Annotated in this window: 17 protein-coding genes; 12 read left to right on the plus strand and 5 right to left on the minus strand. The window is 51.6% G+C overall.

Translation table 11 applies throughout. The features are described 5' to 3' along the window. Positions 1–51 precede the first annotated feature (51 nt). From POG22_RS11040 to POG22_RS11090, 11 genes are all read left to right on the plus strand, one after another. Positions 52–1,362: a S8 family peptidase gene (locus tag POG22_RS11040; protein WP_498905264.1), complete on the plus strand. Its 1,311-nt coding sequence runs from the start codon at positions 52–54 to the stop codon at positions 1,360–1,362. A 15-nt stretch (positions 1,363–1,377) separates the two neighbouring features. Then, on the plus strand, positions 1,378–2,316 hold the full coding sequence (locus POG22_RS11045; protein WP_150128175.1) for a hypothetical protein: 939 nt from the start codon (positions 1,378–1,380) through the stop codon (positions 2,314–2,316). Positions 2,317–2,405: 89 nt separating this feature from the next. Continuing rightward, positions 2,406–4,139 carry a hypothetical protein gene (locus tag POG22_RS11050; RefSeq protein ID WP_063714835.1) on the plus strand — a complete coding sequence of 578 codons (1,734 nt, stop codon included), beginning with the start codon at positions 2,406–2,408 and terminating at the stop codon, positions 4,137–4,139. A 37-nt stretch (positions 4,140–4,176) separates the two neighbouring features. Next, a complete protein-coding gene (locus POG22_RS11055) occupies positions 4,177–5,214 on the plus strand; it encodes a hypothetical protein (RefSeq protein WP_063714836.1) in 1,038 nt (345 codons plus the stop codon). A gap of 77 nt (positions 5,215–5,291) precedes the next feature. Beyond that, entirely contained in the window at positions 5,292–7,277 is a 1,986-nt protein-coding gene (locus tag POG22_RS11060; RefSeq protein ID WP_498905266.1) for a hypothetical protein, read from the plus strand. Positions 7,278–7,292: 15 nt separating this feature from the next. After that, positions 7,293–8,588: a hypothetical protein gene (locus POG22_RS11065; RefSeq protein ID WP_150128176.1), complete on the plus strand. Its 1,296-nt coding sequence runs from the start codon at positions 7,293–7,295 to the stop codon at positions 8,586–8,588. An 8-nt stretch (positions 8,589–8,596) separates the two neighbouring features. Further along, on the plus strand, positions 8,597–8,899 hold the full coding sequence (locus tag POG22_RS11070; protein WP_150128177.1) for a hypothetical protein: 303 nt from the start codon (positions 8,597–8,599) through the stop codon (positions 8,897–8,899). Beyond that, positions 8,889–9,629 (plus strand): hypothetical protein, encoded by a 741-nt coding sequence (locus tag POG22_RS11075; RefSeq protein ID WP_063714840.1) that lies wholly within the window; start codon positions 8,889–8,891, stop codon positions 9,627–9,629. Before POG22_RS11070 ends, POG22_RS11075 begins: the two co-directional genes overlap by 11 nt. Positions 9,630–9,669: 40 nt before the next feature. Then, positions 9,670–10,953 carry a hypothetical protein gene (locus POG22_RS11080; protein WP_498905268.1) on the plus strand — a complete coding sequence of 428 codons (1,284 nt, stop codon included), beginning with the start codon at positions 9,670–9,672 and terminating at the stop codon, positions 10,951–10,953. A gap of 91 nt (positions 10,954–11,044) precedes the next feature. Continuing rightward, positions 11,045–12,385 carry a hypothetical protein gene (locus tag POG22_RS11085; RefSeq protein ID WP_498905269.1) on the plus strand — a complete coding sequence of 447 codons (1,341 nt, stop codon included), beginning with the start codon at positions 11,045–11,047 and terminating at the stop codon, positions 12,383–12,385. A 58-nt stretch (positions 12,386–12,443) separates the two neighbouring features. Then, entirely contained in the window at positions 12,444–14,045 is a 1,602-nt protein-coding gene (locus tag POG22_RS11090; protein ID WP_498905271.1) for a hypothetical protein, read from the plus strand. A gap of 319 nt (positions 14,046–14,364) precedes the next feature. Here the strand turns inward: POG22_RS11090 and POG22_RS11095 are convergent, their stop codons facing one another. From POG22_RS11095 to POG22_RS11110, 4 genes are all read right to left on the minus strand, one after another. Next, entirely contained in the window at positions 14,365–15,321 is a 957-nt protein-coding gene (locus POG22_RS11095) for a putative 2-dehydropantoate 2-reductase (protein ID WP_498905272.1), read from the minus strand. 6 nt (positions 15,322–15,327) lie between these two features. Next, positions 15,328–15,945 carry a hypothetical protein gene (locus POG22_RS11100; RefSeq protein ID WP_498905274.1) on the minus strand — a complete coding sequence of 206 codons (618 nt, stop codon included), beginning with the start codon at positions 15,943–15,945 and terminating at the stop codon, positions 15,328–15,330. Between the two features lie 493 nt (positions 15,946–16,438). Continuing rightward, entirely contained in the window at positions 16,439–16,705 is a 267-nt protein-coding gene (locus tag POG22_RS11105; protein ID WP_202804404.1) for a hypothetical protein, read from the minus strand. 47 nt (positions 16,706–16,752) lie between these two features. Then, on the minus strand, positions 16,753–19,014 hold the full coding sequence (locus POG22_RS11110; RefSeq protein WP_498905275.1) for an HAD family hydrolase: 2,262 nt from the start codon (positions 19,012–19,014) through the stop codon (positions 16,753–16,755). A 516-nt stretch (positions 19,015–19,530) separates the two neighbouring features. Here POG22_RS11110 and POG22_RS11115 point away from each other — a divergent pair. Beyond that, the gene (locus tag POG22_RS11115) at positions 19,531–20,121 is read left to right on the plus strand and encodes a hypothetical protein (RefSeq protein ID WP_063716087.1); all 591 of its coding nucleotides are present in this window, start codon (positions 19,531–19,533) and stop codon (positions 20,119–20,121) included. Between the two features lie 31 nt (positions 20,122–20,152). Here POG22_RS11115 and POG22_RS11120 read toward each other — a convergent pair whose 3' ends face one another. After that, positions 20,153–21,097 carry a spermine/spermidine synthase domain-containing protein gene (locus tag POG22_RS11120; protein ID WP_063716088.1) on the minus strand — a complete coding sequence of 315 codons (945 nt, stop codon included), beginning with the start codon at positions 21,095–21,097 and terminating at the stop codon, positions 20,153–20,155. Positions 21,098–21,362 lie beyond the last annotated feature (265 nt).

Consider the following 21,362-nt stretch of genomic DNA (forward strand, 5'->3'; position numbering starts at 1 on the left):
TGGCCGTTGGGGACTTTGTTGTGACATCCTAACAACAACCGATCGGGGTAAATGCGTCTGATGAAATGGCACGTTCGGCTCAAACTGAATCGTTCGTTGGCATCAGCCAAGGTTCTTCCTCACTGGCAAGTATTAAGTCCCGACAAGAAATTTCGACCCACGCAGCTGCATCCCGACATCGATGGTATTTTTGCCAAATATCAGCGACCCGTTTGGGTTGCCCGAGAATATACCAGTGCCGATCGCACCTGGAGTCGAGCTGAAATCGACAGCGGCCTCGATCGTATTTACCGCCTCGTTCTCCAACACGATCGATCCGTTCCCCCAGAACTGATCCGCGAGTTACGCCAACTTTCCTTCGTCGAAGCGGCCAGCATTGGAGAGATCGGGTACGCCGATCTCCCCGAAATGCGATCGCGTGCGGCCAGTCTCCAAACCGATTGGCGTTCCCGTAACGCCATCGGCTTACCCGAAGCGCACCAACTGTACGCGCGTGGAGACGCCAGCATTACCGTGGCGGTACTCGATACCGGCATCGATCTCGATCACCCGGAACTGGCAGACGTTCTCGTCCCCGGATACGATTTCGTCAACATCATCGACGGTGCAGGTCAGTTCGTCGGGGACTATCTCGGCTACGACGAAGATCCTGAAGACGAAGTGGGACACGGAACCCACGTCGCCGGAATTATCGCAGCCAAAGGTACGAACATCCCCCCTGGCGTCGTTCCCAACTGCAAAATCCTACCGGTGCGCGTTCTCGGGGCGATGCAAAAGGGGACGAAGCGGGTGGGATCGGGACTCGTCGATAACATCAACTCGGGGATTAAATGGGCGATCGATCGCGGTGCCGATGTCATCAACATGAGCTTGGGGGTTAAAAATTCAGGTGGCGGACTGCCCCATCAAGAAGTGGTGGACTACGCCCAACGCAAAGGCGTTACCATCGTTGCCGCCTCGGGAAACGACGGAAAAGAAGAACTGTACTATCCGGGGGCGTTACCTCACGTCATTACTGTCGGCGCGATCGACGAACTCGGGGGGATCGCGCCCTTTTCAACCTACGGCAGACAAGTCGATTTCGTCGCACCCGGCACCGATATCTATAGCACCTACGTTAAAAACGATTATGCCTTTTCCACGGGAACCTCGCACGCCGCCCCTTTCGTAACGGGAGCCGTTGCGTTGTTGAAATCTTACGCCCGAGTCAAACGAGGCGTCAATTTACTCGATCGGCAAATTAAATATTTACTCCAACAAACTGCCGATAAAGTCGACCGACGCTTCAAACATCAAAAAGCCGGGTTTGGCAAGTTAAACTTGCTCGACGCGCTGCGATTACTAGACACCAAACTCAGTTAACGGAGGGACGATCGCGTGGCACGAACTGAAAACTGGAACGCCCTAAGCCAACTGTTTGATTTGAGTCAAACCGATGCAGATTCGATAACACCGACACCTTCGATCGCACCAACCGCTTCGACGGAAAATTGGAACGCTCTGAGCCAACTGTTCGGTCTTGAAGAAGGCGAAACGACTGAAGGAACGGGTCTCGAACCACCGATGGTTCTACGTCACGGTCAGTTCGTTGTAGAAGCGGTTAGCGAAGCGGGTGCGTCCTTTGTAAATCCGCTCGATCGCACCGTTCAAGTCACCGTCGTTCCCGATAAAACGGCTCAATGGACGCTGAGTAAGAACAGCCTCGAAAAGTGGCCGTGGGTGAATATCCTCACCGGCATGAATCGAGCTTACGGTTCGACGATCGCACCGAAACTGTATGGAGCGGCCTTAATTTTTAAAACGGGGAGTTCTTCAGAATACGCCCTCGTCGGAGCGCAAAAAACGATCGCGTTACAACCCGGAGAAAGTGCCAATTTTTTCTGTAACGACGGTCATTTTAAAGATAACGACGGTAGCGTGACGGTATTTTGGTTTCTCGAAGCCTGTTCCGGTATTGTCACGCGAGATAACTTCAGCGTCGAAGCGGCTGGCGAACAGACCTTTACCAATCCGTTCGATCGCACCGTAACCCTCCATTTCGTCCCCGACGGCGAATGGAAAACGCACTTTAACGCAAACGCCATTTCCCCTATTGGCTCGGACGCTCCGGCGGGTGCGGGCTATCGCGACAGTCAAGCGGCGATCGGCTGTCTGCTCGTGAAAATTAACGGAAAATGGCAAGCGATCGGATCGGCGACGAGTTTGACGTTACAACCGACTCAAAGTCTCGTGTTTGCCTGTAATATTATTCCCGAAAAAGCGAACGAAGCTCGAGAATCGATAACTGTAAATTGGGTTTTAGAAGCCGTTTTATGAGGTCGAAAAACGCCACTTAAAATCATAAGCTCGACGCCACAAAAACAACGTATTCCTGGCAATTTCTATCGATAGATTCTTGGTAAACTATGGTTTTTACAAACATTACCACTAGCAGTTCGGCAGATGTAGCGCTAAAAATCGATCCGCCCCAGAGCGTCGATCGCGACGCCCAACTCGCCCTCAACGATACCGCGATCGAGTACGCCGAAAAATATCCCTACAGTACCTCGACTGCCGCGATCGTCGAACAGGGTCTGTCGGGGGTGGTGGCGAACGTATCCGATCGCCTCAACAGCGCCAGCGATCTCGAGGATACCGTGCGGTTGCTCCTCTCACACTCGACCGTTTACGCCGCGATGGTGAAAATCGCTATCGACAGCGAAAAAGCCACCGACGAAAGCGGCATCTATAACGCCGTACTGCGTCACGTCAGCGACAAGCCGAAAACCTTTTTTCAAGCCAAGCTGCTGCAATACGTCCTCAACGCCAAACATATTACGGTCGATGGAACAGACGTGAAATGGCAAGTGTTGCCCGAACTCGTCGCCGAAAACGGTATTCCCATCACCTCGGGAGATGTCGAACCGGCCGTCGATCGCTTGCTCGACATCGTTTACGAACGGGGCGCACTCTACTACTACCTCGATCGATACATTCAAAACGGCGATATCGACGCGATCGAATTCACGCCCAGCCTCAAAGAAAAGATGCTCGATCGCCTCGTCACCCTCAACCTCAACATCGATCCTGAAAAGTTCGGTGCGGGCGCTTACGACGAATATTTCGCCCTGGCTTATCACGAAGCCCGTACCGGCGGAACCACCACCGACGACCCCATCGACTTAGTTTACTCCCGAGGCGGACAAAGTACCTGGGATTTCGCCGTCGATCGCTTCGAGAGCGTTGAAAAACAAGGCATTAGCAAAAACAACATCCTCGCCGCCGGAGCGCTCGATTACATCTATTACATTGGCGAAATCATGCGCGTATTCGATGTCGCCAACGTTTTGGTGTTGCGCTGGGCCAGCGGTCTGCTCGATATTCCCGACGGAACCACTGCGTCGGCCTTGTATCGCTTTCACAAACGCCGCGACGAGCGATCGACCCCCGAAGAACGTGCCATGCTCTACAAGCGCGTTCTCAACAAAGGCGAGGGACAAGTCCTTTCGCGGATGTCGGTCAACTCGGACTTTACGACCCTGTGGGATCAGTTAATCGCCGAAGTGATGCAATACGTCTACAAAACCGAGCGCAAAGCCTATTGGAACAACTGGTATAACAGCGGCGTGTCCAACGCGCGGATTTACCAACTGACGCGAGACCTTCAGTACAACCTATCCGACCACATGACGGGGATGGCGCACTTGCAAGTGACGGAAGATTACAACCACCTGCAAGAAGCCATCGACATTATCAACAGCGAAGACGTTCGTAACTACTTCGGCGGTCGTCGTCAAAGTTTGTGGAATACCATCGAGCGCATTTGCAGCGAAGAATTTGGCTCGGCTCCCAATACCGAAACCATCAAAACCCTCGCGGTCGAAGGAAACACTATCTTTCAGTGGATCGCCAACTTTAACGAAAATTTAGTGACCTCGTCTCAGTTCGAGAAACTGCTCGACGCCGTTGAAGCTTGGGTGTTAGCCAAAGAAACGATCGAGGGTTCGCCGCAGAAGCGATCGCCGAAACCGCTTCCCTCGGCTGCGCCGCCTCCACGCTACGACAGCGGTGGTGGGTTTATTTACGACTACGAAAGCGTGTCGGGGAACGACAACCTCGCTGGAAGTACCGTCGGCGACGACGAATTCGATCGCTGGTAAGCCGAGAGGAACGAAGACATAGGGAGGAATTTACACGATGACCGATCGAACGCAACTGACCGAAAAAGCCAGGGCCCAGGCTCGAGAAGAACTCGGGAAAGACCCCAGCTTTCGCCAACTGTCCAAACCCGAACAATTCAGTCTTTACAAAAATCGCGTCGGCGAACTGACCGAGCAGTTTTCCCGACAGCAAGCCCTCGCCGATGCCATGGCCGCCGGGGATCTCATCGACGATCGCCGCCACCTCAACCGTCGTATCGACCAACAAGGGGCGATCGCCGGACGGACGCTGCGACAAGTCGATTTTCCGCAGTTCGTCAAAGACCTACTCAAAGGCGTCTTCGATGCGAACTTAGAGGTCACGAAGGAGCAAATGGACTCCTACGCTGATTTGGTCGATCGCATCACCCAACCGGCGAGTAAGTTTATCAACACTATCGACGACGCCACGGCTTACGCATTTCTCTCGGAAACGCAACCGAACCGCTTTCAACTCCTCGGTGCAGATAGTTTCAGCGGCGATTTATTTTCCGACTCGGGAGACCAAAGCAGTCAAATTAACCTCGGCGACGCCAGCGGCAACCCCGTCGATACCACCAGCGACGACATTCGCGGCGAAGTCCTGCAAGCGAAGCTCCAACTGGTACGACAACACCAACAGCTTCTCGAAGAAATGCTGCTCATGGGAGTCACGCGGTTGGTGGTCGATAACGGAAAAGTCAAAGCGAATATCGATTTCCAAATTCGCGCTCAAGAGCAAATTCGCAAAGCCGACGCCGGACAGCAAAACACGCAACGCCAAAAAATTCGCCGTCGGTCTATGGGCGGCTTTTTCGGGTTTTTCGGCTCCTCTCGCCAGACGACGAAGACACAAATTTCTGTATCTACCGCTCAAGTGCAAAGTGCGGCGGCGACGACTTCGAGTACGCAAGTGCGCGGCGAAGTGGAAATCAATTTCAAAACCGATTATTTCCCCTTGGAAAACTTCAGGGATATTTTGATGAACCGCGACAATCCCGGTTCGGTGAAACCGAACACCGACGGAACGCAACCGCAAAACGGCCAGACTCCTTAATTCCTCTGTGAATTAACCCGTAAATTTCTCGATCGACTCTCAAACCGCGATTCTCAAACCCTCAAACACAGCTCTCAATGGCACTGGCGATCGTCCAATTTGAAGCCAATACTGACAAAACGACCCGTTTTCGTATTGATATCGGCACGACGAATCGGTTCTACATCTACGCCATTGGCGACGATCGCAGCTTCAAGCATAACGGCTTGGCGTTTTTAGAAAACGCGCGGTTTGTCTCTCCCCTGTTGGGGCCTCTAGCTCCAGAAACCCTCGGTCGCACAGTTTTAGAAGTTCCTCGAGAGCGATTCGACCCTCGCTATCGTTACGTCCAACTGCTGAGTTACCGCACTCCCGATAAAACCGGCCCGGCCCTGTCCGACATCGTGACCGTTCCCGTCCGCTCTTATCCCATCGCTCGATCGTTGTCTACCGAGACTGCTGCCATGGAAAACCAACCTGTCGATACCGTTCCCTTCAGTTACCAAGAATCCTATTACAGCGAGAGTATGGGATTTTTTGACGGTCTGATCGAAACGGTGGGCAAAGTCGCATCGGGTGTGGTGAACGCCGTCAAATCCGTCGCCCCCGTTGCCGCACCCATTTTAACGGGGATTTTCGGCCCGGAAGCCGGAGTTGCTGTGACTGGCATTACGAGCTTGCTCGATAGTTTGATCCCTAAAACGGGAGCTGACCCGAAACAGATTAAAACGCAACTGCAAAACCCGGATACGCTCGATCGAATTGTGAGCCTAATTTCGCAGCTACAGAACCTCAAAAAAACGCCGAGTACGGCGAAAGCCATGAGTTTTAACGGCTACGCACCGCCTCCGGGTCGCACGATGATGCCGCCGGAAGTGTTCGATCGCCTACCGGCGTTAATGCCGTTGTTGGGACGTTCTCTGCACCCGGAAACGGTGCGGACGATCGCGTCGAATCCGGTGCGAACGCGGGTGTTGTTGGGGACGATCGCCCAAGGTGCGTTAGATGCGGGTAAGCATTTTCCGGGGTTCGATCGCGCGATCGAAGTAGAAATTGATGACGGCGATCGCGATTTGTTACCCCTTCGCAACGACCGTTACAGTTCGGAACCGCCCTATCATCGCCAGGAACGGGTTCGCCTCCAGTTTAACGACGTTCGCCCGCAGACGACGGGGGGGCGATCGAAGGTGCTGTATCGGATCGATCGCGATTTGGCGTTTCCGTTGGTGTTAGAAACCCCCCGTCCGATTACGCAAGGGACACTTCAATTCTTCGTTAAAAATCCCGAAACTTTAGAGGTTTTAATCGAGAAAACTTATCGCCTCGAAAACTTGCGATCGGGAGAACTCGCGGTGATGCCTCAGTTGAGCCAGCAACAGTTGCGATCGCTGCATCCGAACGAAGAGTATTTACTGTGTGCGGTGTTGACTTGGACGGCGCGATCGAGCCGCACGGGACAAACGAAACGGATGGGAACGAGTACCACTGTTTTAGTCAGTTTGGTGGGCGAGTATTTCTTCGATCGCATTGAAGGTAGCGAGCAAACCATTCCTCTCAACGATCCGACAGAATATCGTCCCTACTGGCACAAAGTTTGGCAGGGGGAATTTAGTGAAGATGAAGTGAGTATTTCTCTCGATTGCAAATACTATTACGTTCTCGAGCTAGAACGAGACAATAACGCGCGAATGGAAACGTTAATCTCGACGAACGAAGGCAGTATAACCGAGCGAAAAGCGAAACTGAAAACGGGTTTAATTTTGAGTTTAAATCGTCTCTCAGAATTACTGGATGAAGTTTCAGGGCGATCGCACTTAAGCGAAAAAGAACTTACAGCGCTTCGGTGTTGTGAATTTAAAGAAAACTTCCAAAAACTAGCTCGCACACAGGTCGAATTTGAAGGCTATACAGGCGATCGTGCCGCGCTTTGGGTCTATCCTGAAATCGAATTGCGTCGCGTCGTTCTCAAGCAGGTTGTAGATAGCGATGCGAACGGGCGAGTCTTGAATTTGAACGAGCAAACAGTTTATTTTCCCATTCTCAATATTGCTCGGTTTGTGGGTACTAGCACATCAGGTCAATAAGGAGGAATACAGATCGTGGCCAATGAATATACAACTCTTTTGAACGCACCGTTAACTCTGACGGATAATGTACCCCCATCACCAGCAGGGACAAGAGGAGAAGCAATTATTACGGAGTATAAGCGTCGCCGTAATTTGATGCATCCCGTTCCAGCATTTGACATGACACTGCTCATGGATTGCTTGCATCAGAGATTTCAAGCAGATGGTTGGCAATGGGTTCCAAATAGCGGCGCGAAAGCAGATGGAAGACAAGCACTCGAAGGCAGGAATGTCAGAAATCAAGGACAGTGCGCTGTATTAGCGGGTGCTTTGTATGCTCTCTTAATTTGTCCTCCTCCCTTTGGATGTGGCCAAGTTCCCGGACTGACTGACGAGGTTGATTCCTATAACAATGGGGGAAGGGGATTTATTTCCAATCATCCTCTCGCTGGTATTTTTGGCTTACCTGCTCATGTTTACAATACTCATGGAGTTTTGCAAGGGCGCTATCTTTGGGACAATCACTACATTGTTGAGTATCAGAACAATTGGTACGATCCTAGTTACAACGTTGTTTACAATAACTCTAAAGCTGATATGGCTGCGGAAAATTTAACCACAGTCGAGACCCAAGAGGCTTCTGGAGATTCGTGGTTTAGAACCAATGTAGGGTTGTATGTCAGGTGTTCTGAGGTCGATTATTTTGGTCCTGGGCAGGGTCAATTTAATATTACTCAAAGGTTATCAGGGCCTTGGAATCCTCCTTACAATCGCCAAAATAATAACTATGTTCGTCCTCCACAAGGGCGACCCAGACCGAGAAACGATGGTGCTTGCTACATTACGACAGCAACCTGTTTCGCATTAGGTAAAAAAGATAATTGCACCGAACTCGAAACCTTGCGGTGGTATCGAGATAACGTTCTGATTAAAAGCCAGGATGGTGCGAAGGCGGCTATTGAATATTACCGATCGGCCAAAAATGTAATCGACACGCTCAATCAACAGTCGGAACGGGAAGCGAAGGAAATCTACCAGCATATATACGACGAATATGTCGCTCCCGCAGTGAAGGCAGTTACAGATAAAGATTATCCCAAAGCTAAAGCTATCTTTTTGGAAGCTTTAGCAGACATGAAAGGTCGTTTTCCCAGTGAAACGTCTTCTGAGATGGCAGTTCGGAGTCTATCTCTAAGTTCGTCAGGGATTGCCAACGCACTGTCTACTGAGCTTGTCACCCTCAATGGTATGAAAGTTCTGTTCGATCGCCCTGTACCTGCGACTCCAGTTAATCTGATTCCTAAAGAAGAGTTTCCTCCTCAATTGTAACACAATAAATGAACACAAACGATTCTAAAACCAATAATTCTAACATCAATCTACACGCCCTTCATTCTCCCTTTGCTGAGGTGGTAGAACAACTGACGGGATGGGAAGATCTATTAGAAGATCCGGATTCTAACAGTACGATGCACGTCGAATCGATCGACATTAAAATGCCCTTAGAACTGCAAATCAATGCAGACGAATCAGGAGAAGTTTCGATCGGTGGTTCGGCTCCCACCCAAACCATAGAAACGACAGTTATGCCCGTCTTTCACCGTCTTAAACTACATCTAACGATCGATCGTGACCACTAACCGACCCTGGCACTTAAATACATTTCTCGACGCGCTGATCTACGAACTCGATCGCGCGCAAGATACGTTATCGGTCAAAGGTGCAAATCGCAAGCTAACGTATATGGTCAAAGATATGTCGTTAGACTTACAGTTATTTCCTGAATTCGACGGCGACAACGTTCACTTCACGACCGCAAAGCCAGGAGAAATAGGCGCATCGAAAATCACCTTTCAGTTGGGTTCGATTCGCGACCATCAAATTCAAGAAATTGCGAAAGATCCGCTCAGTCACGACGATATCTCGATCGACGAGATAGATTTACCGAAAGAAGCGAACAAAACTCTTAAAAAACTTGGGATTTATTCAACCAAAGACTTACAACGAACGATTGAAGAGAAAGGGATCGATTTAGACGCGCATACAGGAGAAACCCTCGATCGCGAACATCTCTCTCACATCCTCGATCGCGAACGTCGCCGCCAAAATTCACCCGTCGTCTCACACGCGAGATTCTTTCGACAAAACGGGCGAAGTATTTTGCGTTTAGAGGGACAAAACCTCATGATTTACCCCGAGGATGGTGAGTTTCCCGTGGCGGTTCTCGATGGTGTGAAAGTCCCGATTCAAACGGCTAGCGAAACTCAACTTCAACTTCTCATCGATCGCGATCGCTTAAAAACTCAACCTGGAAAGCTCGAAGTTGCCCTCGATCGCTATGCCATTATCACTTTAACCTTAAAAACTTAAGCTTGTCCGATTACACGTTATAAATAATTCAAATTATCCTATGTTCGATCGACAATCTCAGTCTAAAAACCGCCTTCTCGCCCTCGAACGCGAGCTGCTCGGCCGCGGTCGATCGAGCCAATATTCCCCAGTTCCCAAACGCCCAGTTCCCGAACCGTATAGTTCCGAAACTCAAAATATCGTTGAAGACAAGATCGTTGAAGACAATTCCGATCGTTTGGCAGCTCCGAGATCGCCCGATCGCAGCTCTCCCAAACAAAATCGTTTGCTGGAATTAGAAAATTCCCTTCAAACTCGAGAAAGAACGAGTCAAAGACCGACTCGAAGACCGACAAAACCCGATCGCGCGCAACGCTCCCCGTCTCACCCTCCACCAACCCCCCGAATACAGTTTGAATCTTACATCTTCGATACCGGAGAACCTATTATCGTCGGCGATCGCCACGTTCGGGCCCCTTCTCCTTTTGTCGATCGTCGAATCGATCGACTCGGCGATGTCGCTACCCGTCCCGAATCCGTTCCCGAACGCATAATGACAGGCGATCGACCGCTCGACTCTCAAGTAGAGAACGTAAAACTTACTGAGAACGGCCATCGCTCGAGAGTTTCAAACGACGAGATAACGGAAGTTCAGAACGACGAGAACGACATCGACCCCTCAAACAACTCCGCGAACAACGGACTTCACGAAGCCTTCGGCGACATTCGCGAAGAAATGAGTTACGCCACCGCGTTCGATTTAGGAACTGTCGAGGTCGAAATTCCCTTTGACGAATTTGACAAAGCCATCGACGACGAACACAGCGATCGAGAACGAGCGATCGCGCAATCCCACTCTCTCGATCCCCGTTTTGATGAATTTGACGAGGCCATCGCTTTGGGAAAGCCATCTAGCGATCGCCGTCGGTCGCCGCCTCCCGTCACTGCTCCGAACGCCCTCGCCTCAGTCAAAAGAGAGCCTCGATACGCGCTAACTCCGTTCTCGTCACAGACTTTACCGGCCTCTCTCGCAACTAGCGACCCCCCAAGCGACGATCTGGCCACTGTCGCGTTTGGGTTTAGCGGCGATCGCACCTTTGACCTGACCGCATTCGAGACGATCGCACGGGTCGCACGTCGAGTCGCCAACGCCTCGCTTCCCCTCATCGTCTCCTTTTTTATCTATACCTTCGGTTTTCTCGTCGTGTTCGCGCAACTGTTGGGATTGGGTTTAGCCTTTTTGGCCGCCTCAGCCAGTCAACGCGATCGAGATTTCTCGGGATTTAACGATATCCCGAGCGATCGAGAAATGCGAGCGATCGAAGCCTCGTTAGACAGCGGCTAGGACTCTCCAGTCTCGGAAAACCGCTCTCCACCTCCCTCCCCTAACTCAACCTAACGAATTCCCGATCGCACGCAACCACTCAGACACGACGATGAAAAAATCTCACTCCTCAAACCGACTGTTCGATCTCGATCGTGCGACGCACCGCTTGCGCGAACGAAAACTCACCTCGAACTCATCTCCACCCCCACTCGATCGCACGCCACCATCTGGGAAAGGGTCGATCTTCAAACTCGATCGCTCGGTGACGCGTCCCCGCGATCGGTCTCGACCGTCCTACACTGAAGCCAAATCCTTCGATAACAACGAGGCGATCGAGGTCGAAGGAAACGGTTACAACCAACGCCAAACACAAGCTCGCGCGTTTGACGCGAACGAACCGATCGCTCTCGAGTACTCGTCTCCTCACTTCGAGCCAAATTACGCCGAAGCCAGTTCCTGGAACGAAGACGCGGTCGAGCCAAACTACGCCGAAGCCAGTTCCTGGAATCAAGAAGCTGACGAAATTGTGACGGAGGCGATACCGTTTGAGGCTCAGTCTTTTGAAGTCGATACCGAGTCGAGCGAGGACACGACACCGCCAGTTGAAGCTAAAGGCGATCGCACCGACGCCTTAACCCATCAGGTCGAAGCACTTCGTCAAGAGGTGCAAGCGTTAAACACTCCCGCACCCCCTTCAACCGATTCGACCGCCGAACAACTGCGACAAATTCAACATGAAATTCGGGCGTTAGGAGACGCGCGATCGCAGCCTTCGTCAGATTCGGAAGCCTTCACGACCCAACTGCGATCGCTTCGCAGCGAACTCCAAGCCTTACGGGACAATCGAGAAGCCGAAGCACTCAGTCACGAGTACTGGGAAGCGTTGGAACTCGAACCGCATTTTCAAGAGTTCGATCGACAAATCGAGGAAACGCCATCTTCATCTCTCTCAGACGCCGCTCGATACGTTCCGGTGGAAGTGGTTCCCCCTGAGACCCCTGACTCGCCAGCGAAAGCGATGGAAGTCGAACTTTCAGACCAGTTCGCCGAATTCGATCGCATGATGGACGCTGAAGGAGACGCCACCTCGAACCTCAACGCCGTCGAGAGTTGGTCTGAAGCCGCATCGTTCGACAATGAGATGGATTATACCTGGGCTTTAGGCGATGAGGAGACATCGGAACCCGAACCTCAACTCAAACTTTGGAACGAGATGTCTTCTGGCGAGCAAAACGAAGCGGTCGAGTCTTTAATCCTCATGCAAGGCGGAAGTCACGAACCGTCATCGGCGTTGGGTGAGGGCGATCTCGATTATACCTGGGCTTTAGGCGATGAAGAGACATCGAAACCCGAATCTCAACTCAAGCTTTGGAACGAGATGTCTTCTGGCGAGCAAAACGAAGCGGTCGAGTCTTTAATTCTCATGCAAGGCGGAAGTTTGGAGTCCTAAAAAGGACAGAATAGCCATTCGCCGAAAATTTTTTTAGTAGTTTATTTGAGAACTTACGATGCCACTTACAATATTAGCTCACCAGGCCAACAACATTCCTAATGCCGCCGGAAACCGCGCAATTCTAACGGTGCGAGTGGTCGATCGTATTTACGGACAGATTCACAACAACGCTCCAGGGCCGCTACAGGGAATTAACGTCAATCTTTCTGTAAACCAGGTCGCCCCCGTCGCAGCAGTTACAGATGGTAATGGATATGCTTATTTTTCCATTGCAAGAGACGATATGACTGCGATCGCTAACGTGGGAATTCAGTACCAGAGGGCAAATCGATGGCATCGTACAGAAGCGATAAATGGGGTTGTCTTTAACCAGCGTTTGAACTACATTGCCAACGTCACACCCGCGCTAAATACATTACCGACCACTGCAAACCTTTTAAACACCGCGATCGCCAATACTCCCGAAGCAAAAGCCCAAAGTTTCGCCGAAATTATGGCAGCCGTAGAACGCGATCGCGTCGTTGCGATCGCCGCTTTACCTCCGACGGGAGTGATGGGAGCGGGGGGAGCTGCTTCATTTCGAGCCATTCTACGCGGTGCGTTACCCGATCGCGCTATTTATAATAGTGGAATTTGGTATGTCGGCGAACTTCCTACCAATTTACGAGGCATTCACGCACAAGGTTTTTCGGGGTCGCCACATCTGAATCTCATCAGTCCTTTTACCTGGAACGTTCCAGGAGGAAATGCCGCGCAAGCCATTCGAGATTTCCTCATCGGCCCGACTGTGGCAGAATGTGCGAGCGTGATTCAAGCTGCCATGTACGGAACGCTACTTCGTGCGTCAGGAGGAAATGTTAACTTCAACAACCAGTATTCTCAATTGAGGCTCGACAAAATATTTTCTCACACGGGAAACAATCCGTTAGCCACCAACGAGATAGATGTTTTATCCCTAGATTCCAATACAGCCAGCGTGTATAACAACCGGCTCATGCAAGAAGGAATTTGGTGTTATATCAAAAACGGCTTGCAATACCTCAACCATCATCCGAATGGGTTTGGAATGGGTTGGAACGTAGTTTCAATCGGCGAATCGGGATTTCTCGGATTTGGTTTGGGTGACGCTCTCAGTGAAGGGGCAATTCTCGATCGCATGGTGAACGGATATAATAGCGGGTTAGCACAAAACCTTCACATCACGCGACAAGATTTAACTTGGCAATACCAACCGCCTCAAAATCTACTTCAGCTTTTTCAAAATCGCCCCCAGAACGATATCGCAAACTGGTATGCAGATAACAACTTTCCTTATGTCATTGCGAGTCCGAAAGCTCAAGCAATGCTACGGGCGATCGTTAATGAATATCTCGCGATAATTGATTCCCGTTTACATCATCTCAGTGCTTTCTTGACTAGCAGAATAAAAACCATACACCAAACAGTCGCGCAAGGAAACGATCCGGCGAATGGAAATCTAAATGTTCCTCAGAACCTCCGGCAAAATGTTTTAGTCAACGCTCAAAATATTCGAGGTAACTTACCCGTTCGACCGAACCAACGATTATATTTTCCTCTGCCTACGGTGAATATGCTCGGAAAAAACGTCAACGGTGGTGCAGGTTTTCAGACAACCAAATGGTATCGTTTAATTTAAAATTGAAAGACTGAAAAACTTAAAACTTGGCGATCGCCGATAGAAATATCGTTCCAATGCGATCGCTTTTTTCAACGATCGGAGTCGAAGACTCAAACACGGGTTTGCCCCAGTCAGACAAGCCCCTCTCTGTGTCCTCTGTGCCTCTGGGCGTGAAGACTTCTTAAAACCCAGCTTATCGGAAACGGATAGAGTATGACCTGTTGTTGGGTTTCGACTTCGCTCCACCCCTGGACGGCAGCGTTGCCGAAGTCCAACCTACCTCAAACTCATATTTTCACAAAAATGAGATGCATCCTCGACCCTTAAATGTGAGGTATCAAGATTTCGATTTTTTCACATTTTGCTTCGTGCGATCGAGAAATTTTAACTGACGGTATAGTAGCTCGATTTGAGGCAAACGCACCCCCGCTCGATCGGCGATTCTCAAAGGATTCCCGACGATCGCTTCGACTTCCAACGGTCGCCCCGCGTTGTAATCGAGCTTCATGCTGGTCAAATAGGGGTTCATTTTCTCCGTCGTCGTTAACATATTCGACACGAACGACTCGGGAACGGTGCGATCGCACGCCGCTGCTCCCCGAACCACTTCCGCCATCAACGATTCGACGGCTTGGCGACAGTCTGCATCGAAAATCAAGCGATCGGTTTTGGCGTCCAACACGACCGATAACCCGTTAAACGGAATATTCCAAACCAGCTTTTTCCACCGAGCTAACAGCAAATCTTTGTGAAATTGAATTTCGATTCCAGCCTGTTTGAAATCCGTCCCGATCGCCTCGAGTCGCGACGTGACGCCGAGGGGTTCGTAACCGGGCGTATAATCGGCTAAGGCGATCGGTCCGTAGTCGAGATGTCGGATATGACCGGGGCCGACTTTATTCGAGCAAATAAAACACAGTCCCCCCACGACGCGATCGCCGCCGACGATTTCAGCCACCTCGTCTTCAACCCCCAACCCGTTTTGCAACACTAACACCACGCCGTCGTCCGCCAACACTGAGGGTAACAGCTTTGGTAACCAGTGGTTTTGGGTGGTTTTGAGGGCGAGAACTACCACGTCGCACTTCGGCATTTCCGACACGTCACGATAGGCGTTAACGTGGGGAAGTCGGAAGTCTCCCCCCACCGAATCGATGGTGAGTCCGTCGCGGCGAACCGTCTCGTAATCGCTTCTGAGGAGGAAATGCACCTCCGTTCCCGCTCGTTGCAAACACGCCCCGTAAAATCCTCCGATTGCTCCGGTTCCTAAAATGGCGTAGCGTCGTCCGGCCATATCTGCTCAATGTAAGTCGTCTTGCCAAATGCCAATGTAGACACGGGTTTCATTTTCCCACGCGATCGTCCCTTCGAGGGAGGGAAGTGAAAACGAGTACACTGAGATTTCTCGGGTCCAAACGCGATCGAATCCCTGGCGAATCGAGGTGTCTAATTGACAGCCGAGCATACTATCGAGCGTTGAGAGAACGAGATGGCGATCGACAGATTGGGCGAAAGAGGCTTCAGTTTGACGCAAGCGATCTGAGGTGTTATCAAACAGAAATCCCAAACTCACTTTTTTGGGAATTAAATTATAGATTAAGGCGGTCGTGTTTCCCCAATACCCCGGCTGCACTTGCATGGGTGCGCCGACCATTTCTTCGACGTGCGATCGCAGCGTTCCGGGTTGAAAGCCAGGAAATCCAAACCCACTTGGTTCTGACGAACAAGGGGTCAGATCGCCGGTTTCGGAGATGGGAGACAGGGGCGAGGCGAGTTTAAAGGGAGAGGCAAGAGGATTCAGAATCCCAGCAAATGCAGATTTTGCGGATAAAAAAACGACGCTAAAAATAATTAGCGATCGCCCTAAAATAACGGCGAAACAATGCAAATTATAAGCGGGAGAAAATAGATTTTCCATTGCCTTAGATAATGGAAAGGCTCAGCATTTATACATAGACGTTTAGACACGCCAAATTGACTATTTTTATTGTATTTTATTTTTTCGATCTGGCAAGCGCTAGAGTGGAGGCGGACGAACTCACTCACGCGATCGCCTCTCGGGTCAGTTGCAGCTTCGGCGAAGCTAACCCTTATCCAGCCATAACTTACGCATTCACTCCATGTGTAGGGTGGGCAATGCCCACCGACCTCTACATTTAGTGTGGGTAAGGCTTAATTGCGTAAGTCCAGCCAGCAACAGTTTTCCTGAAAAGGGGTTTGAGAGACGAAAAGACACCGATCGCAGTCAATACATATTTTGCGTCTTTTGTCAACCCAAAATTGAAATAAGCTTTCTGTCCCACAGCGAGCGTGAAAAAATACTCGCGACAGGGACGAGTCAGGATTCGTCCCTGCCATAGTCGTCTACTTCGGGGCGATCGCGACTCGCTCAGCCGCAAGCGCCCGATTTTTCAGGCTTCGGGTGGAGCTTCCACCAGTTCGGCTTTCGCTTCAGACACGAGTGCCTTGCTGCCTTCATAAACCGTCATGCCTCCCTTAATCGTCGCTTTAGCAACCGATTTACCAACTTTCTTAACGGCGGGAACCACCACGGGAGCGAGCAATAGAGCGCCAGCCGTCCCGAGAAGCAAAACGGCCGTACTGGGTAGAAGACAGCGAAAACCAAACGGACAGTTTTTCGCAATTTCTTTACCGATTTCGTATTCCAACTTCATCATCAATTTCCTCCTGAATGGATGGCATTTTGACCCGTTAGTCCTGAGTGCTACTCAGCCTTACTCATTAAAGGTCGAAGTCCGTTAACTCCGGCAGCGATCGCCGAACCGTTGTGAACCACCGCCGCCAGAAGGGGGTGCAGTCCAACCGTCGTGGCGAAAGAAAGCGCGGCCACGTTGGGAATCACCGAGAGGCGCGTATTTTCCCCAATCAGTTGTTGGGTTTGTTTGGCCAGAGCGATCGCCTTGACCAAGCTTTCGAGATCGTTTTCCATCAACACCACGTCTGCCGTTTCCCGTGCCACTTCCGAACCGTCACCAAAGGAAACGGAAACGTCGGCGTAAGCCAGAGCTGCGGAGTCGTTAATCCCATCTCCGACAAACGCAACCGTTTTACCGTCTTCGTGCAACTGGCGGACAACCGTTGCCTTTTGCTCTGGGAAAGCGTCGGCGTGAATCTTATCGGGGTCGATGCCCAATTCTTTCGCAACGGTTAAGGCGCGGTGGCGACGATCGCCCGTGAGAATATGAATTTCTACCCCTCGAGCTTGTAGAGCTTCGATCGTGGCTTGGGTTTCGGGACGCAGGGGATCGGTGTATTGAATCGCCCCGAGAAGCCGACCGTTACTGGCAACATAGATCGAAGACGTGCCTTGAATGTCGGGATGTTCTCGTTCGAGCGGTTCGAGGCTAATTCCCTCCCCTCGCAAGAAGCGATCGCTACCGACCCGCACGTCCTCGCCATCAATATCTGCTCGCACGCCGAGACCGACTTGATACTCCCATTCGCCGCGTTCTAAATCTGCCACATCTTGCGATCGGGCGTAACGCACGACAGCAGAGGCAACCGGATGCGTCAGACGCTTCTCGGCGGTTGCCGCCAATTCTAACAATCGTTGAGGATCGGCGCCGTTTACGGTTCGGACTCCCGTGACGATCGCGTCTCCCTGCGTGAGAGTGCCAGTCTTATCAAATACGACGGCATCCACTCGGGCCAACTGTTCTAAACTGTGTCCGCTGCGGATGAGGATACCGCGTCGTGCGGCGGCGGTCATCGAGGCGAGAACGGTTGTGGGAACGGAAACGCGAATACCCGTCATAAAGTCGAGGGTGAGGATAGCCGCCGCCCGTGCCATACTGCCCGTTACGAGCAAGACGCCAGTTGAGACACATAACGCCGGTAAAATCGCCTTCTCCGCTAAGCGAGCCGCGTGGTCTTCCATGCGAGTATCGCCGACGGGGGCATTTTGTACGAGTTTGACGCTCTGTCCGGCGCGAGTATCGGCTCCTGTCTGTTCGGTGAGGATATATAACTGTCCTTCTCGCACTAAGGTCGAAGCATAGACCGTTTGACCGACCTCTCGCATGACGGGCATCGATTCGCCGGTGAGTTTTTGTTGGTCGATCGAAGCTCGACCGCGCAGGATCTTGCCGTCGACGGGAATCTGTTCCCCTGGATAAACAATGACCGTGTCGCCGGGGTTGACCCGATCGAGAGGAATTTGGTCTTTAGAACCGTCGCGTTCGACCCAAACGAAGCGATCGAGCGAATCGATCAGTTCTAACGCTTGGCGGGTCGAGGTGCGAGCGGTGCGATCGCGGATCAGATCTCCGAGTTTGTGCAGCAATAGGATTGTCGATGGGGTGAGCGGATTTCCCTGAAGGGTTGTCAGAACCAACGCCATTAAGTCGAGGCAGTCGATATTGAGCCGCTTGTCTTGCCAAATACTCGATAGGGCGTTTTTGGCGATGGGAAGGCTGCCTGCGGCGATCGTTCCGATGATGGCAGCAGTCGGAACAGACCAGCCAACAGGACCGGCCAGCAGGGCGAGGAGAGTTGCAAAAGCAGGAAGCTTCAGTTGAGACCAACCGCTTTCTGAGGCGGATTCGGCGTTGGGACTCGGGGCGGGCGTAATGGCTGTCGCGGCAAGCTGAATCAGACCGATCGTATAGAAGCGCATTCGATCGTCGGATACCCGGTCGGTGTGATAGTTCACGGAAACCGACATGGCTGCGGCTTTTATGCGGACTCGAGCGACGCACTCGTCAGCCTCGAGCAATACTTGTAGGCGATGGAGGTAGTGGGAATCGCAGGCGAGGCGAGGTACCCGCAACCGCAACCGCCCCGGTGTACTGTGGACGATCGCGTAGGGGACAAACGCTCGGTTGTTGACGTTTGAGTGCGTTGAGCGTCGGGCGATCGGGGGGGACAGCTCGCGATCGTTGTGAATGGGCTGGACTACGGTGAATCGCTGGCTCGGTTTAACAGCTTTCTGCCGAGCAGTTGAATGGAGTTTTAGCGCTACTACCACGATCGATTCCCCCTAAGCTCTACGCCGTTTTGCTGAGGTTAATTCAAGGTTAACTTTTCTCTGTCTTTAGTTTAATTCTTTAGTTCAAAAAAAATAAGTTTGTAATATTTTTTAAGCTTTTTGTTTGTTGAAAACTATTTGCATAAAGACGTAAAGTCTTGATTATAAAGGCATTTCGAGGCAAGTTCCTATTAAACTTTACTATTGAGTTAAATAAGAAGAGTTGTCATTAGGTAGGATAAAGAACGCCTTAAGCGCCTGAGAGACTGCCTCGATTGAGTTATTTAGAACCTACGTTTAGGTTGTCTCATAAGGTCGTCACAGGATTTCATTTATTTTGGGGTTGAGATGTCGGGACTGAAGGACAGCCCTTGCTAATTTGTCCAGACCTTCTCAAAATTCTGATGTGGGCTATCTCAATTCGACGAGTTTGCGATCGCCAGTTCGATGAGATCGCCCCAATCTGCTAAAATTGATACATTGAACTAAAAATCAACCAATACCGCCCCCCGATCCGTGTCCAAAGGAATCGTCAGCTATCTGATCGTCGATAATCTCGAAACTCCTCCACGGTTGCGAGAAGGGGTTATCGTACGGTTGTTCGCCCGTCGAGACAGTCCCCGAACTCGGGAAGCGGCGATCGATCTCGTCCGCAGCCTGTGGGAAGAAGACCGTCTTCCAGCCGAACGCTTTGCCAACGGAATCACAGAGGAATCGATTATGGCAGTTTCCGAACCCACCCCCAACACCGACTTACTCCCCGTCGAACGGGGCGCTCGAGAACTCTGTCACCTGCTGAATTTGCAAGTGGCACACCAACAAGCTTGTCACGACGCTCGCCCTCTCGTATCTGTCGTGCGAGCCGTTCTCGAAGAACAGCGCCCCCTCAGCCCAGAAGAACTCGAAATCGCAGGCGATCGCAAAACCGCCAAAATCTTACAAAAAGTCGCGTCCACCTGCGCCGAACTCACGCGATGTCGCGAGTCCACGAGCGGCGACGCAAAACTCGTCCTCGACATCATCCGAGCCGACGTCGAAGGTGACGTTCAGGTGGTTTCCCCCCAAGACATCACCAACGGCGCAGCCAAGGTGAAAGAGAAATCGTGATGAAGAGATGAGGAGTCACATCATCTCCTCATTACTGCTTCACCACCCCTTTTCCAAAGAACTTGGGCGGATGGGCTTTCGTGTAGACTTCCGTTTCCCGAGCGATCGCATCGCGGAGGTGGCGAGGAAGGTTCGTCATCCCCAACAGCGTCGTTCCGTCGAACATTCGCAAGCCGCCTGTGGTGTTTTCCGCCAGGATGCGATCGATCGACTCGGGATCGGGGCGCGTTGAAAGCTCCTGCGTCGAAGCCAACGCAAACCCCCAAGGCGCGGCATAGGTGGGAACGTAAGAACTGTAAGACTGGACGTGAGGAAACACCGCCTTGAGAGTGTTAACGATGCGGGCGTGAAGTTGTAACTCCGCCGGTGCCACCGGCCCCGCCTGCACCACAAAATGACCTCGGGGCGATAAAACGCCGCGAATTTGCTCGAAATACTCTTTCGTAAATAACTGGAACGACGGCCCTTCCTCAATGGGATCGGAGAGATCGGAAATAACCACGTCCCACGCGATCGTCGTATCGTCGAGATACTTCAGGGCGTCACCGATAACTAGCTCGCTTCGGGGATCGTCGAACGCATTTTGGTGCATTTCCGGCAGATGCTGGCGACAGGCTTCGACCACCGCATTGTCGATGTCCACCATCACCGCCCGTTCGACCGTGTTCCACCGCAGCACTTCCCGCAGCGTCGCCCCTTCGCCGCCACCGAGAATCAAGACGTTGCGAGGTGCGCCGTGACCGATGCAGGACGGATGAACCAGAGGTTCGTGGTAGAGAAACTCATCTCCCGTGCAGGACTGCCATTTTCCATCGAGAACCAGAGCTTTTCCGTAAGCCCCCGTTTCGACGATGTACATTTCCTGAAATTCCGTTTGTTGAAATGCCAATAAGCGCGTCGCCCCGTGGAGGTAGACGTCCCAGGGCGTAATGTATTCAGTAATCCACAGATCTGCTTTAACTTCGCTGCCCGCCATCGTCCGGTTTTACTCCCCTAATCAAATTTGACGATCGGCAATTCTACCATTTAAGGAAGACCAAACGGCAATCAAAAATCAAAAAATAGAGACGTTACCGACAACGTCTCTACGGGTAACTTTTATTGACGCTCTCCCCCCAACCCTAGCGGGTATGGTCGGAGATTCCTGTTTCACTGGCTCATGCCTAGATAAACGAGCCAGCCCGAATACCCCCGGTCAGAACGCCTTCACAGGCTGTTTGTTTAACGTCCACGATGCGCCC

Source organism: Geitlerinema sp. CS-897 (assembly GCF_028368005.1).
Classification (GTDB): domain Bacteria; phylum Cyanobacteriota; class Cyanobacteriia; order Cyanobacteriales; family Geitlerinemataceae; genus Baaleninema; species Baaleninema simplex.

Excerpts from the sequence above, each read along its gene's own strand:
- POG22_RS11040 (WP_498905264.1), top strand. The coding sequence starts at position 52 with ATGCGTCTGATGAAATGGCACGTTCGGCTCAAACTGAATCGTTCGTTG.
- POG22_RS11050 (WP_063714835.1), top strand. The coding sequence starts at position 2,406 with ATGGTTTTTACAAACATTACCACTAGCAGTTCGGCAGATGTAGCGCTA.
- POG22_RS11055 (WP_063714836.1), top strand. The coding sequence starts at position 4,177 with ATGACCGATCGAACGCAACTGACCGAAAAAGCCAGGGCCCAGGCTCGA.
- POG22_RS11060 (WP_498905266.1), top strand. The coding sequence starts at position 5,292 with ATGGCACTGGCGATCGTCCAATTTGAAGCCAATACTGACAAAACGACC.
- POG22_RS11070 (WP_150128177.1), top strand. The coding sequence starts at position 8,597 with ATGAACACAAACGATTCTAAAACCAATAATTCTAACATCAATCTACAC.
- POG22_RS11080 (WP_498905268.1), top strand. The coding sequence starts at position 9,670 with ATGTTCGATCGACAATCTCAGTCTAAAAACCGCCTTCTCGCCCTCGAA.
- POG22_RS11085 (WP_498905269.1), top strand. The coding sequence starts at position 11,045 with ATGAAAAAATCTCACTCCTCAAACCGACTGTTCGATCTCGATCGTGCG.
- POG22_RS11090 (WP_498905271.1), top strand. The coding sequence starts at position 12,444 with ATGCCACTTACAATATTAGCTCACCAGGCCAACAACATTCCTAATGCC.
- POG22_RS11095 (WP_498905272.1), bottom strand. The coding sequence starts at position 15,321 with ATGGCCGGACGACGCTACGCCATTTTAGGAACCGGAGCAATCGGAGGA.
- POG22_RS11100 (WP_498905274.1), bottom strand. The coding sequence starts at position 15,945 with ATGGAAAATCTATTTTCTCCCGCTTATAATTTGCATTGTTTCGCCGTT.
- POG22_RS11105 (WP_202804404.1), bottom strand. The coding sequence starts at position 16,705 with ATGATGAAGTTGGAATACGAAATCGGTAAAGAAATTGCGAAAAACTGT.
- POG22_RS11120 (WP_063716088.1), bottom strand. The coding sequence starts at position 21,097 with ATGGCGGGCAGCGAAGTTAAAGCAGATCTGTGGATTACTGAATACATT.